Annotated in this window: 15 protein-coding genes; all 15 read right to left on the reverse strand. The window is 34.8% G+C overall.

Annotation, left to right across the window (positions count from 1 at the left end; translation table 11 throughout):
- Nucleotides 1-193: 193 nt before the first annotated feature.
- The 15 genes from spoIID to atoD all read right to left on the reverse strand — a co-directional run bounded on the left by spoIID (nt 194) and on the right by atoD (nt 14,237).
- Nucleotides 194-1,195, reverse strand: coding sequence for a stage II sporulation protein D (gene spoIID, locus V6137_RS01785; protein WP_425446163.1), 1,002 nt, complete (start codon nt 1,193-1,195; stop codon nt 194-196).
- Between the two features lie 293 nt (nt 1,196-1,488).
- Nucleotides 1,489-2,742: a UDP-N-acetylglucosamine 1-carboxyvinyltransferase gene (murA, locus tag V6137_RS01790; protein ID WP_425446164.1), complete on the reverse strand. Its 1,254-nt coding sequence runs from the start codon at nt 2,740-2,742 to the stop codon at nt 1,489-1,491.
- A gap of 1,041 nt (nt 2,743-3,783) precedes the next feature.
- Entirely contained in the window at nt 3,784-4,533 is a 750-nt protein-coding gene (locus tag V6137_RS01795) for a YwmB family TATA-box binding protein (protein ID WP_425446165.1), read from the reverse strand.
- Between the two features lie 523 nt (nt 4,534-5,056).
- The gene (locus tag V6137_RS01800; protein ID WP_425446166.1) at nt 5,057-5,461 is read right to left on the reverse strand and encodes a F0F1 ATP synthase subunit epsilon; all 405 of its coding nucleotides are present in this window, start codon (nt 5,459-5,461) and stop codon (nt 5,057-5,059) included.
- Nucleotides 5,462-5,490: 29 nt separating this feature from the next.
- A complete protein-coding gene (atpD, locus tag V6137_RS01805) occupies nt 5,491-6,897 on the reverse strand; it encodes a F0F1 ATP synthase subunit beta (RefSeq protein WP_425446167.1) in 1,407 nt (468 codons plus the stop codon).
- Nucleotides 6,898-6,931: 34 nt separating this feature from the next.
- The gene (gene atpG, locus V6137_RS01810) at nt 6,932-7,798 is read right to left on the reverse strand and encodes an ATP synthase F1 subunit gamma (RefSeq protein ID WP_425446168.1); all 867 of its coding nucleotides are present in this window, start codon (nt 7,796-7,798) and stop codon (nt 6,932-6,934) included.
- 76 nt (nt 7,799-7,874) lie between these two features.
- The gene (gene atpA / locus V6137_RS01815) at nt 7,875-9,380 is read right to left on the reverse strand and encodes a F0F1 ATP synthase subunit alpha (RefSeq protein ID WP_425446169.1); all 1,506 of its coding nucleotides are present in this window, start codon (nt 9,378-9,380) and stop codon (nt 7,875-7,877) included.
- A gap of 15 nt (nt 9,381-9,395) precedes the next feature.
- Nucleotides 9,396-9,944, reverse strand: coding sequence for a F0F1 ATP synthase subunit delta (locus V6137_RS01820; RefSeq protein WP_425446170.1), 549 nt, complete (start codon nt 9,942-9,944; stop codon nt 9,396-9,398).
- Entirely contained in the window at nt 9,932-10,450 is a 519-nt protein-coding gene (locus tag V6137_RS01825) for a F0F1 ATP synthase subunit B (protein ID WP_425446171.1), read from the reverse strand. Before V6137_RS01825 ends, V6137_RS01820 begins: the two co-directional genes overlap by 13 nt.
- A 111-nt stretch (nt 10,451-10,561) precedes the next feature.
- Nucleotides 10,562-10,825, reverse strand: coding sequence for an ATP synthase F0 subunit C (gene atpE, locus V6137_RS01830; RefSeq protein WP_425446172.1), 264 nt, complete (start codon nt 10,823-10,825; stop codon nt 10,562-10,564).
- A 74-nt stretch (nt 10,826-10,899) separates the two neighbouring features.
- Complete coding sequence (gene atpB / locus V6137_RS01835; protein WP_425446173.1) at nt 10,900-11,589, reverse strand: F0F1 ATP synthase subunit A; 690 nt, start codon at nt 11,587-11,589, stop codon at nt 10,900-10,902.
- Nucleotides 11,590-11,742: 153 nt separating this feature from the next.
- Nucleotides 11,743-12,120 carry an ATP synthase subunit I gene (locus tag V6137_RS01840; protein WP_425446174.1) on the reverse strand — a complete coding sequence of 126 codons (378 nt, stop codon included), beginning with the start codon at nt 12,118-12,120 and terminating at the stop codon, nt 11,743-11,745.
- A gap of 4 nt (nt 12,121-12,124) precedes the next feature.
- Complete coding sequence (locus tag V6137_RS01845; protein ID WP_425446175.1) at nt 12,125-12,349, reverse strand: AtpZ/AtpI family protein; 225 nt, start codon at nt 12,347-12,349, stop codon at nt 12,125-12,127.
- Between the two features lie 575 nt (nt 12,350-12,924).
- Complete coding sequence (locus tag V6137_RS01850; RefSeq protein WP_425446176.1) at nt 12,925-13,584, reverse strand: 3-oxoacid CoA-transferase subunit B; 660 nt, start codon at nt 13,582-13,584, stop codon at nt 12,925-12,927.
- Nucleotides 13,584-14,237, reverse strand: coding sequence for an acetate CoA-transferase subunit alpha (gene atoD, locus V6137_RS01855; protein WP_425446177.1), 654 nt, complete (start codon nt 14,235-14,237; stop codon nt 13,584-13,586). The genes V6137_RS01850 and atoD overlap by 1 nt, the downstream gene beginning before the upstream one ends.
- Between the last annotated feature and the right edge of the window lie 269 nt (nt 14,238-14,506).

The following is a 14,506-nucleotide window of genomic DNA, read 5'->3' on the forward strand; positions in this document are numbered from 1 at the left end:
TGCCGCCGACTTCCTTCAGATTCCACCTCACGGTGGACACCCTTGTCTTCAGCTAGCACCTATATCACCTTCGGTGTTCGGGACTTTCACCCTATAGACTGTGTCCATGCTGGGCACACATAAAAAAACAAAGTGGCCTACAGCCACTTTGCACCTTATCTATTCTTTATTCTCTATTCTTTATTCTTTGTTTTTAGTAGGCTTTCTCTATATCAACTCCAGTATAATAATGTTTCAGTATTTCTATATAATCATTTCCAGCTTTAGCCATACCATTGGCTCCCCATTGGCTTAGGCCTACTCCGTGACCGTTGCCTTTGGTTTGTATTTTTATTATATTTTCCTCTAGGTTTGCGTGCATTACAAAGTTGGTTGAATTTAATTTAAATATGCTTCTTATATCCCTTCCACTTACAACTTCACCGTCTATCATCAACTCTTTAACACGGCCACTTTCGGTTTTACTGACTGACTTTATTTTTTCATGGAAATTATTTTTGTCTAAATTTACCTTTGGGTAGTTTGCTTTTATCTTAGATATAAACTGATCTATGGATATTGTAACTTCATTTTTATATTTAGGAGAATCTTCATCATAGGGACTCTCTACCCTTTTAAGGTATGGCCTAGCAGCGGAAAAAACATCCTCTGAATTTTCTGTCATACCTCCACTATTAGAGTGAAAGAAAGCCTCTATTATTTTGCCATTGTATTTCGCCACTTCCCCTTTGGTCTTATCTACCGCCTCTTCTATCTTAGGCCAATAATTTTTTATCCAGTCTTCCCCTTTTATATTTTTTAAGTCTTCCTTTGAAAGCCATGCTTGACAATGTATCCCTGTGCATAGTGCTGTTTGGGGATGGTCTGGGTGTCCGTCTTTAAAGGTTTTTATCTTATTCATAGAGTATGTTCTTGCTGCAACTGCTTGGGCTTTTAAAGCCTCTATATGAAAGGCTGCGGGCATCTCTGCCGCCACAACTCCCTTTAAGTACTCTTCCATTTTTACTTTCTCTACTTTTTTTGTTTTTATATTATATATATCAATCTCATAATCCTCTGTTATATTTTCCTCTTCTTTTACTTTAACTTGATTTTCTTCTTCATTAATAAAAATATCATATCCTAATATTAACACCATGGGTATAATTACTGTTATAAATAAAATAAAAGCTGCTCCTATAGTTATCCTCTTCATATACTCCTCCTTTGTCCAATGTTTTTTTAGAATTTTGTGTTCTATTTTAATTCTATGCAGGAGGCGGGAGGAATATGATTTATTTTAATGAAAGAGGAGAAGGAAGAGTTGACAATTGAAGGTAATTTTATTCACTTCGTTCATAAAATATTATATTTAAAATCGGCTTCAGCCGATTTATACCTTAATTGTCCACTGTCAATCGTCAATTATTATTTATAATAGAAAAAAGTGGCCTTTTGGCCACTTTTCACCTTATTTCTTCTTTCTTCTTTACACTTTCTTCTTTATCTTTAGTCATTTCTATATATTTTTGCTCCTAAATTTGTTAATTTTTCTTCTATATTAGAATATCCACGGTCTATATGATGGACTTCTGTTATTTCAGTTTCTCCTTCTGCTATAAGACCGAATAAAATAAGTGCCGCACCTGCTCTAAGATCCGTTGCTTTTACTGGGGCGCCTTGTATTTCTCCGTCCCCTTCTATTATTGCGCTTCTACCATCTATTTTTATGTTGGCTCCCATTCTCTTTAATTCGTCTACATGCATAAACCTATTTTCAAATACTGTTTCTATAATGACACTTGTTCCTTCTGCTTTAGCCATTAGTGCCATGAACTGGGACTGCATATCTGTTGGAAAACCTGGATAGGGCAATGTTTTTACATCTAGGGCTTTTACTTTATTATTTCCTATTACCCTAATTTTATCTTCCTCTTCTACTACCTCAACTCCGGCTTCTATTAGTTTTGCTATGATTGGTTTTATATGATCTATTATAACATTATCTATTAGTACGTTTCCTCCAGTTATAGCAGCCGCTACCATAAATGTTCCTGCCTCTATTCTGTCGGGGATTATTGAGTGGTTAGCTCCATTTAGTTCATTGACTCCCTTTATTCTAATAGTATTAGTTCCTGCACCCTTTATATTGGCTCCTAGTTTATTTAAGAAGTTAGCGAGATCTACTATCTCAGGTTCCATGGCACAGTTTTCTATTATTGTTTCACCTTCTGCCATAGTTGCAGCCATCATTATGTTTTCTGTAGCTCCAACACTGGGGAAGTCTAAGTATATTTTTTCACCTACTAATTTGTCTACTTTTGCTTCAATATATCCATGACCGACTTTAATATCGGCACCTAATGCTTTAAAACCTTTAAGATGTAAATCTATAGGTCTTGTACCTATGGCACATCCTCCCGGTAATGATATCTTTGCTTTTCCTATCCTTGCAAGTAATGGTCCCATAACTAAAAATGATGCCCTCATTTTTCTCATTAAGTCATAGGGTGCTTCAAATTTATTTAACTTTGAACTATTTATTTTCATTTTACCTTCGTCTATCTTTTGTACCTTTGATCCCAAACTTAATAAAACCTCAGATATAACTTCTACATCCCTTAGATTCGGAACATCTTCTAAAATACAGTCTTCCGTGGCTAATAAAGATGCAGCTATTATAGGTAGGGCGGAATTTTTAGCTCCACTTATCCTTACAGTTCCATTAAGTGGGGGACTGTTTTCTACGATGATTTTTGTCAATTTTGGTGTCCTCCCTTTGCCGAAGCTGGGGCTTCGGAATTGTTAATTTTTAATTGTTAATTGTTAGTTATTGTAGGTTCATAGTTTTTGCTTTGGACCGGCGCTTCGGAATTTTAAATTGTATATTTTTAATTATAAATTGGGGTGATTTTCTTCGTTACTGGGGGATTCGTAATCCCACAGTTTTTCACCTTTCCCAGTTTTATTGGTTGGGGGATTACGAATCCCCCAACAACGATATAATGTTTTTGGGCTGTTAGTTGGTTTTGTTCTTTTAATCTGTTTTATTTTCGGTCCATTCCCGCCACTTTCAGGGCGGATGGACTGGGCATGCCCAGTCCCTACGTTTTCCGAAGCTGGGGCTTCAGAATTGTTAATTTTTAATTGTTAATTGTTAGTTATTGTAAGTTCATAGTTTTTGCCTTGGACCGGCGCTTCGGAATTTTAAATTGTATATTTTAAATTATAAATTGGGGTGATTTTCTTCGTTACTGGAGGATTCGTAATCCCACAGTTTTTCACCTTTCCCAGTTTCATTGGTTGGGGGATTACGAATCCCCCAACAACGATATAATGTTTTTGGGCTGTTAGTTGGTTTTGTTCTTTTAATCTGTTTTATTTTCGGTCCATTCCCGCCACTTTCAGGGCGGATGGACTGGGCATGCCCAGTCCCTACGTTTTCCGAAGCTGGGGCTTCAGAATTGTTAATTTTTAATTGTTAATTGTTAGTTATTGTAGGTTCATAGTTTTTGCTTTGGACCGGCGCTTCGGAATTTTAAATTGTATATTTTAAATTATAAATTGGGGTGATTTTCTTCGTTACTGGAGGATTCGTAATCCCACAGTTTTTCACCTTTCCCAGTTTTATTGGTTGGGGGATTACGAATCCCCCAACAACAAGTCTCTAGCTTCGACTTCAATCGAAGGTTTCCTTATCTATTCTTTATTCTATATTATTTATTCTTTGCTTTTAACTTTCTTCTTTCTTCTTTACACTTTCTTCTTTAACACTAACTCTCCACTTTCCACTATCTTTTTAAATCAATATTCTTTCCTAATAATGGGTGTTCCAATCCAAATATAGGTTTTATCTTCATATTTGTTATATCTCATTGCTATATTAATATTCATTTTATTATTGCCTGTGTAGATGTGCTTACTAATATTTGGGGAATATGCAGATATGCTTGTTAAGTTGGACTTTAAAACCCCTTCTACCTTTTCTCCATTTATAATGTTTAAGGATTTTGATAAACTTGTAAATTTCTCTATACTATTTAATTTTCCCTTAAATGTGCCTATTATACAAGTGGTAATTTGTGTATTAATATTAAATTTTTTAGATATTTTCTTTATTTTTCTCTCAATATCACTAATATTCGTTAAATTATTACCTTGTATAATATCTATTGATAGCTCACTTCTTATTTTATTATTATATTTATGATTATACAAGGTTATATTGATAGTTCTACCTAATCCGTCCCATCCCTTCGTTATAATTGTTTTTTTATTTTTATTGTTGATTATTTTCATGTTATATGTATTATTATCGACATTTAATGCGTTAACTATATCTTGATTTGTCTTTTTCATCTCTTTTATGTCCATAGTCCCATTAGTAAATAGGCCTTTACAAGTTATATTGGTCTCATATAATTTTGCTCCTGTTTTATTAAATACATCAAATAAATCTGAAGTATATTGTATTGTCCCCTTAGCCCAAACATTATTTATTATTGCCATTAATATTATTATTGCTATTAGTGATGTTTTTTTAAGGATTTTCATTTATGAGAACCGCCTTTCTTTTAAAGAATGGAGAATAAAGAATAAAGAATAGATATGGTGCAAAGTGGCCAGAGGCCACTTTGTTTCTATTTAATTTGTAGTTTCGACTTCAGTCGAAAGTTACCTTATCTATTCTTTATTCTTCATTCTTTATTATTTAACTAAAAAAGGAGGAAAGGTAAAGGTATAAAAATGTAAAGGGGGACAAAACATTTTTATCACTATTACCTTTCCTCACTATTATAGAGTTTTAACAAGGACAAGCTGTTTTATACACTTTATTTTTATTTTTTTATTTTTGTTCTAATTAGAAGAGTATACCGAAGCGGGGATTCTGAGGTTAAAATTATAAGTTGGGATGAGTTTCTTCGTTAGTGAAGGGATTGGTAATCCCTTAGTTTTTCACCTTTTCCAGTTTTATTGGTTGTGGGATTACGAATCCCCTAACAACGAGACCGGAAAATGAATTCTCCTCTCCTCTATAAATAATAAAGGAAGTGGCCTAGGCCACTCCCTTTATTATTTATTTCCGTTTCGCCATATTTATCCTATTTAAAGCCTTTCTAAAGGCTACTTCTGCCCTCATTAAGTCCACTTCATCGGAGCTTTTCTTATTTAGTCTTTCTTCAGCTCTTTTTTTGGATTCTTCGGCTCTTTTTACATCTATTTCTTCTGGCCACTCGGCAGCATCTGTGATTATTGTTGTTTTATCTCTACCTACTTCAACATATCCTCCTGCTATTGTGGCCTCTTTTTCTTCATTGTTCTGACTTATTTTTATTCTACCTATATTAAGGGGAGTTACTAATGGTATATGATTTTTCATAATACCTAGATCCCCCTCTTGTCCCCTTACTACCACCCTATCAACTTCTTCTTCAAAGAATTTTCTATCGGGGGTAACTATTTCTAGGACAAATCCTGCCATATAAACACCTCCTACCTATGGAGCTTTGTCTATTCTTCTTCGTTCATTTCCTTTGCCTTCTCTATTACGTCCTCTATAGTTCCAGCAAATAGGAAAGCAGACTCTGGTAAGTCATCATGTTTGCCATCTAAGATCTCCTTAAATCCTTTTACTGTTTCCTTTATAGGTACATATTTACCAGGCATACCTGTAAACTGTTCCGCAACAGTAAATGGCTGTGATAGGAAACGTTGTATTTTCCTTGCACGGGATACTGTTAGTTTATCCTCTTCTGAAAGTTCATCCATACCAAGGATTGCGATTATATCCTGTAGTTCTTTATATTTTTGTAGTACCTCCTGTACTCTACGGGCAACATTGTAGTGTTCTTCTCCCACAATGGCAGGGTCTAGTATCCTTGATGTTGAATCAAGGGGGTCAACTGCTGGGTATATACCTAACTCAGATATTTGTCTTGATAAAACCGTTGTTGAGTCTAAGTGGGCAAATGTTGTTGCCGGTGCCGGGTCAGTTAAGTCGTCGGCCGGTACATATACCGCCTGAACCGATGTTATAGAACCCTTTCTAGTTGATGTTATTCTCTCTTGTAATTCACCCATCTCTGTAGCTAGGGTTGGCTGATAACCAACGGCACTTGGCATACGTCCAAGTAATGCTGAAACCTCTGAACCGGCTTGGGTAAATCTAAATATATTATCAATAAATAATAATACATCTTGACCTTCCCTATCTCTAAAGTGTTCTGCCATGGTTAAGCCTGTAAGGGCAACACGCATCCTTGCTCCTGGAGGCTCATTCATCTGACCAAATACAAGGGAAGTCTTTTCCAGTACTCCCGATTCTTCCATTTCATAATAAAGGTCATTACCTTCTCTAGTTCTCTCTCCAACTCCGGCGAATACTGAAAGTCCACCGTGCTCAGTTGCTATATTGTTTATAAGCTCCTGGATAAGCACTGTCTTTCCAACTCCAGCACCACCAAATAGTCCAACTTTACCACCCTTTGCATATGGGGCTATAAGGTCAACTACCTTTATACCTGTTTCAAATATTTCTGTGGCTGTTTGTTGTTCTTCAAATGCCGGTGCTTCCCTATGGATAGGAGATTTAACCTTTGTCTTGGGATCTTTCTTTCCATCTATTGCATCACCAAGGACATTAAACATTCTACCTAAGGTTTTTTCTCCCACTGGAACCGAAATAGGTGCTCCAGTATCTATAGCTTCCATTCCCCTAACAAATCCATCTGTGGAATCCATGGCTATACATCTTACTGTATCGTCCCCTATATGCTGGGCAACTTCAACTACAACCTTTTTCTTTTTATCTTCTATTGTTATAGCATTTAAAAGTTCCGGTAGGTTCTCTTCACTAAATCTAATATCAACTACAGGACCGATTATCTGTACAATCTTACCTACGTTTTTTTCAGCCATTTATTTCAACTCCTTCCTGTTTCCTATTTATCTATTATTTAAGAGCCTCTGCTCCACCTACTATTTCTGATATCTCTTGGGTGATAGATGCTTGACGAGCTCTATTGTATTTTAATTCAAGACTATCTATCATATCTTCAGCATTATCTGTGGCTGATTGCATGGCTGTTCTCCTTGCTCCCTGCTCACTGGCTGAAGCCTCTATCATGGCTCCATATATACTACTTTTAATATATTTAGGTATTAAGTAACTAAGTACCTCTTCTGCTGAAGGCTCATACTGTATAAGGGTTTTCCTTTCCTTTTCCCCAGTGTCTTCACCTTCTATGTTTTCAGCCGGTAAAAGCTTCATCATTTTAGCTTCTTGGGAAATAGGACTATTAAACACCGTATATACAAGATAAACCTCATCTATTTCTTCCTTTTCATATAACTCTATGACCGTTTTTCCTATGTTATCAGCATCGGTATACCTTGGATCTTCAGATATATGTAGAAATTCACCTTCTATATTATATCCTCTATTTTTAAAGTAGTCTCTACCCTTTGAACCCACAGTTATCAGAGCTGAATTGTCTTTATTTTTATCTATATGGTTTTCCGTTAGTTTTATAACATTACTATTATATCCCCCTGCTAAACCTCTATCTCCGGTTATTACAATATATCCGGTATTTTTTACATCACGTTTTTCTAAAAATGGATGCTTTATACCTGTGGTTTCAGCAAGTATCTCCTGAATACTTCTAACCACTGTATTAAAGTAGGGTCTAGTTTTCTCTAGCTTTTCCCTTGCCTTTCTTAGTTTAGCAGAAGCTACAAGTTCCATAGCCTTTGTTATTTGTTTTGTATTATTTACACTACGGATTCTTCTTTTTATATCCCTCATTGATTGGCCCATATCTCCACCTCCTTATTTTCAAAGTAACTTTCGAATGAATTCGAAGCTACGTATATCTATTTATGGGGAGAATTATCTATGAAAAATTCTTTTTAAATTCTTCTATTGCAGACTTTAACTTCTCTTCAGTTTCATCTGTAAGTTTTTTAGTTTCTATTATAGATTTACCAACCTCTGGGTAATTATTTTCCATAAAGTTTAAGAATTCACTCTCAAATTTCTTTATCTTATCAACTGGTATATCAGTTAGATATTTATTTATGGCAGCATAAATCACCATAACCTGCTCTTCAACTGGAACCGGTGAATACTGGGGCTGTTTTAGTATTTCCATTAGTCTTTCCCCTTGGGCTAATCTAGCCTGGGTATCCTTATCTAGGTCAGATCCAAACTGGGCAAATGCCGCCAGTTCTCTATATTGTGCCAACTCCAGTTTTATTTTCGATGCAACCTTCTTCATTGCCTTTATCTGAGCGGAACCACCAACACGGGATACAGAAAGTCCTGAGTTAACGGCTGGTCTTTGTCCCGAGAAGAATAACTCCGACTCTAGGAATATCTGACCATCGGTTATGGATATAACGTTTGTTGGTATATATGCCGATATATCCCCTGCAAGGGTTTCTATTATTGGAAGGGCTGTGATTGAACCACCGCCATACTTTTTATCAAGTCTGGCTGCCCTCTCAAGTAGTCTTGAGTGTAGGTAAAATACATCCCCTGGATATGCCTCACGTCCCGGTGGACGACGAAGTAATAATGACATGGTACGATAAGCAACGGCGTGCTTTGAAAGATCATCATATATTATTAAGACGTCTTTTCCATTTTCCATAAACTCTTCACCCATGGCAACTCCAGCATAGGGTGCTATATATTGAAGTGGTGCTAGCTCACTGGCTGTTGATGATACAACTATGGAATAATCCATGGCACCATTTTCTTCTAATGTATTAACTATCTGTGCAACAGTTGATCTTTTCTGACCTATTGCCACATATATACAAATAACATCTTGATCTTTTTGATTTAATATGGTGTCGATAGCTATGGCTGTCTTACCAGTCTGTCTATCACCTATTATTAACTCCCTTTGTCCTCTACCTATAGGTATCATAGAGTCTATTGCCTTAATACCTGTTTGTAGTGGAACATCAACAGATTTTCTCTCTATAACTCCAGGAGCCTTTCTTTCAACTGGTCTAAATTTATCTGATTTTATAGGTCCCTTTCCATCTATTGCTTGACCTAGGGAGTTTACAACTCTACCTATCATTTGGTCTCCAACTGGAACCTCAACTATTCTTTCTGTTCTTTTTACAGTATCGCCCTCTTTTATATTATCATCGGAGCCTAAAAGCACACATCCTACATTGTCCTCCTCAAGGTTTAGAGCCATACCATAAACTTCTCCAGGGAATTCTAAAAGCTCCCCTGCCATACAATTTTCAAGGCCGTGGATTCTTGCTATACCATCACCAACCTGTATAACTGTACCAACATCCACAACATCTAGTTTATTTTCATACCTTTTTATTTGCTCTTTTATAATTGAACTTATTTCTTCAGGTCTAAGATTCATTAGTTTTCACCCCTATCATTTTGCTATTCTTACATTACTAAGATTTTTCTTAATCTCTTCAATCTGACCTTGTATACTTGAGTCTATTACTCTGTCTTCTATTTTTAGTAAAACTCCGCCTAATACTTTTTCATCAACAGCATTTGTAAGAATAACCGTTTTATCTAGTTTTTTAGATAACTTGTCTTGAAGTTTTTCCTTCTCTTTATCACTCATCTTAACTGCTGTAATAGCTTTAGCTTCGATTATTCCCTGTTCTTCATTAGAAAGTATTGTGTATTCTTTGCTTATATCGGAAACAAACTTTTCCCTTCTTTTATCTACTAATATGTAGAGAAGGTTTAGTATTTCCCCGGATACCCTATCTTTAAATATGGAGTTTATAATATCTTTTTTCTCATTATTTGATAATTTAGGGTGTTCAAATACTGTTTTTAATTGTGGTTCATTATTAAAAACATGGGACACTCCATTTATTTCTTCTTTAAAGGTTTCAAGTTTATCTAGCTCAATAGCTACTTCAAATAGCGCCTCTGCATATCTTTTTCCTACTAATTCTGCCATTGTTTTTCCCCTACCTCATTGATAAACTTATCTATCATTTCCCTATGGGAACCTTCATCTAGGTTTTTATCAACAACCTTAGAAGCAGCCATCATAGCTATAGTTACAACCTCTTCTTTTAGTTCTTCTGTAGCTTTTTGTCTCTCGGCCTCTATTTCTCTTCTAGCCCTTTCTACTATTTTATTTGCCTCTTCTTTAGCTTCAGTAACTATTTGTTCCCTTAGTTCTTCTCCTCGCTTCTTAGATGTTTCTATTATTTCCTGGCCTTCTTTTTTAGCATCATCTATCTTTTGTTCATATTGTGACTTTAAACTTATTGCATCTTCCTTCTTTTCCTTTGCTTCGTTTATATTATCCTCTATACCCTGTTTTCTTTTTTCAAGCATTTCTAAAACAGGTTTATATAAAAATTTTGCTAAAACACCAAGTAGTACAAGGGTGGCAATTAGCTGTATAATCACCGTTTGTGGTTCCGGTAACGCCTTTACAACAAAGTCCATGTTCATCTATTACTGCCTCCTTCCTTATTCTGGATAAGGTCTTAATAATCTATCATTTATTTCTGTATTTTCCTAACAATAAGAGATGGGTATCCTAACCCACCTCTTTATGTAGTTTTATCCTACTAATGGTTTAACGAATAATAGGATTATTGCAATGATTAGTCCATAGATACCTGTTGTCTCGGCGATAGCCTGACCTAGTACCATTGTTCTTATTATGTCACCTTGAGCTTCCGGTTGTCTTCCAACACCTTCTGCTGCTTTACCTGCTGCATAACCCTGTCCTATACCAGGACCTATACCTGCTATAGCCGCTAATCCTGCACCTACTGCTGACATTCCAAGTATAAAATCTGTACCACTAATTCCTTCTAACATTTTATTTCCTCCTTTAAATAATAGTCTTTTTTATTTATTTTATATATTAGAACCCTTAGGTTCAGTGTTGACTGTTACTCATCTGCTGCCATTGATACGAAAATCATGGTAAGCATCATAAATATAAATGTTTGTATTAACCCAGCAAATACATCAAAGTATGCATGGAATACTGAAGTTACCACAGGTGTCACAATGTAACTCAAAATCCCAAGTGCGGAATTCAAAGCAGAGTATAATAGTCCCATTATTATAACACCACTTAGTATGTTACCAAATAAACGGAATGATAATGACACTGGGTTTGCCAACTCCCCTATTATATTTATAGGGAATAAAAACCAGATGGGTTCAAAGAAACCTTTAAAATAGCCTCCTAAACCATTTCCCTTTATACCATAATATTGGGTTAATACAAATGTCATTATGGCAAGGGTAAAGGGAATACTATAATCCGATGTAGGAGGTGTAAACCCTAGCAGTCCAAATAAATTGGCCACAGCTAAATAAAGTGCCAATGTTCCTATATATGGAGTAAAGTTTTTAAACTTTTCCCCCATGGTTGTTCTTACTAGGTTGTCAATGGCTTCCACTAAGGTTTCTATTACATTTAGAAAACCCTTTGGCTTTTCATTTGGATCGGCTTTTTTAACTCTATAATTTACGTAAAAAGCAAAAATACTTAATAATATTACTACTAAAAGACTGTTTATAATGGTTCTTGATAATATCACATTTCCAGCACCATCTACTATTTCAAACAATTTTATACCTCCCTTCTTTTTTGTAATGGAGAGTTGAAAATTGAGAATTGACAATTTAAGGTGATTTTACTCCCTTTGGTCGTAAAATTATTAAAATTCCAAATCGGCTTCAGCCGATTTGTTCCTTAACTCTCAACTGTCCATTGTCAATTGTCAATTTTTTTTAACGGTTTCATAAAAACTATCGGCTAAAATTATTATTTTAACCATAAAAAATCCTAATGCTGTTGTTATGAAGTTTATGTAGTCTGCTTTCGCAGCTATTATCAGAACTAAACCATAAATACTATATCTTATAATATAATTCCCAACTATGTATGGCATTATCTGTTTTTTTCCCATTTTGATGGATTTTTTTAGTGTAAGGGCCATTAACCTAAAGTTTAATACATTTATTAATGTGCCAAATATAAATCCATATACATATGGTTTAGGATTGTCAACAGTGAAAAAAAGTATTCCTATAATAAATAAAGAAAAAATTATAACCCTTTTTATAACTTTAAATTGGGTATTTCCAAGTAAACTCAAATTATCACTTCCTTTTAGATAACTTATCTGTTATCTTAAATAGGTTTAAAAAAGATGCTGCTACCCCCAGTATTAGAAAAATAATAAGGAATATAACCTCTGTACCTAACTTATTATCTAAAAAATTACCAAATATTATTCCAATTAATATGGGCACAATCATAGATATCCCGATTTGGGTTATCAATGATAAATTTCTTAATATTTTAGATTTATCCTCTTTCTTCATTCTATCACTCCAAAATTATTTTTCAATATTATTATTATACAAAAAGAGTTTATATTTTTAGAATATTTCGTCATTATAGTTAACCTATTTAATTTATCCAATTAATATTATATACCTTTATGCCATTATTGTTAAATATATCTTAGTTAAAAAGTATATAACACATATACCTATTTTAAGCTATTGAAAACATTTTCACAACACCTTTTTAAAAAATTTTATTTGTTATTTTTATAACAAGTTTTAGGTTTTATGGACAACTTTGTTTTTTGTTTAACAATAATAATAAAGAAGAATGGGTAAAGAAGAAAGAAAAATTATTAAATATATTCAGTCCCTACACTGGTTGGGGGATTACGAATCCCCCAACCACAAAATCTCTAGCTTTGACTTCAGTCTAAGATTTGCTTATCTATTCTTTTTTCTTTGCATTTAAAATAATCTGGGAATAAATTCCCTTCTACAGTTTCAAAATAATAATTCCCGATAGTTCATCGGAAAGGGCATGCCCTGTCCCTACATAAAATAGAAAAAAGTGGCCATCGGCCACTTTTTACCTTAATTCTTCTTTATCTTTAAACTTCCATTTTCTTAATATCATCAGCAATAATAAGGTCTGCTTCTGTGTTTGCTTTTACTTCTTCTACTGTTGCTTCTGGTCCTAGTTCTGTTAGTACTAGACCCTTTTCTGTCACCTTCATAACACCCATTTCAGTTATGATAAGATCTACTTCCCCTGCCGCTGTAAGGGGTAGTTGACATTCCTTTAATATTTTAGGTCTTCCCTTAGCTGTATGGGTCATAGCTATTATAACCTTTTTAGCACCTACAACTAGGTCCATAGCTCCTCCCATGCCCGGTACCATCTTACCAGGTATCATCCAGTTTGCTAAGTTACCCTTTTCATCAACTTGAAGGGCTCCTAATACTGTTGCATCCACATGTCCACCCCTTATTATTCCAAAGGAAGTGGCACTATCAAAGAATGCTCCACCTTTTTTTACGGTTACATACTGTCCCCCAGCATTTGTTAAATCCTTATCTTCTTTTCCCTCTTCAGGAACGGGTCCTATACCTACAAACCCATTTTCTGACTGTAAAGTAATGTCTATATCTTCATCTATGTAGTTTGCAACCATTGTAGGTAATCCAATACCTAAGTTTACAACATCTCCATCCTTAAATTCCTTAGCTACTCTTTTAGCTATTAATTGTTTCATCTCTTTCTTATCCATTACTTTTCACCCCCTACAATATAATCAACAAATATACTAGGTGTCATTACATCATTAGGGTCTATTTCCCCTACTTCTACTATCTCATCGGCCTCTACTATAACAATATCCGCCGCTGTTGCCATAAGGGGATTGAAATTTCTAGTTGACTTATTATAGTAAACGTTTCCCTTCTTATCAACTTTAGCCCCTGATATTAATGCAACATCAGCCTTAAGGGGAAGTTCTAACAAAAATTCTTCTCCATTTACTTTAATCTTTTCTTTTCCCTCTTCAACTATTGTACCTATACCTGTGGGAGTTAAAAATCCTCCTAGACCTGAACCCCCGGCTCTTACCCTTTCTGCTAAGGTTCCCTGGGGAACTAGCTCTACATCAGTTTCCTTTTCATTCATTTGTCTTCCTGTCTCAGGATTAGTTCCTATATGGGAAGCAATAATCTTTTTCACTTGTTTACTTACAACAAGTTTACCTATACCCACATCTGGAAATCCAGTATCGTTACCTATTACTGTTAAATCCTTAGTCCCCTTTTTCTCTAGGGCATCAATAATCTTATGTGGACTTCCACAACCAAGGAATCCTCCAATCATCACTGACATACCATCTTTTATATGCTCCACAGCTTCTTCAACAGATATTAATTTATTCATGGTATACCCCCGTTTCTTTATTTTATATTTAATATATTTTATTTTATCTCTAACATTATAGGTATTCTAGAATATTTTATATATTCCTTCTTTTTTTTAAAGAATAGATAATAGAGAATAAAGAATAGATGTGGTTATTTTACTCACTTCGTTCGTAAAATTTCATTATAATAAAAACAAAGTGGCCTACGGCCACTTTGCTCCTTATTTATTCCTTATTCTTTTCTTTAAGTTCTCTATTCTTTATTTAGAGTTGGAGGTATAAAATT

The sequence above is a fragment of the Dethiothermospora halolimnae genome (genome assembly GCF_037577855.1).
Taxonomy (GTDB): Bacteria; Bacillota; Clostridia; order Tissierellales; family VENL01; genus Dethiothermospora; species Dethiothermospora halolimnae.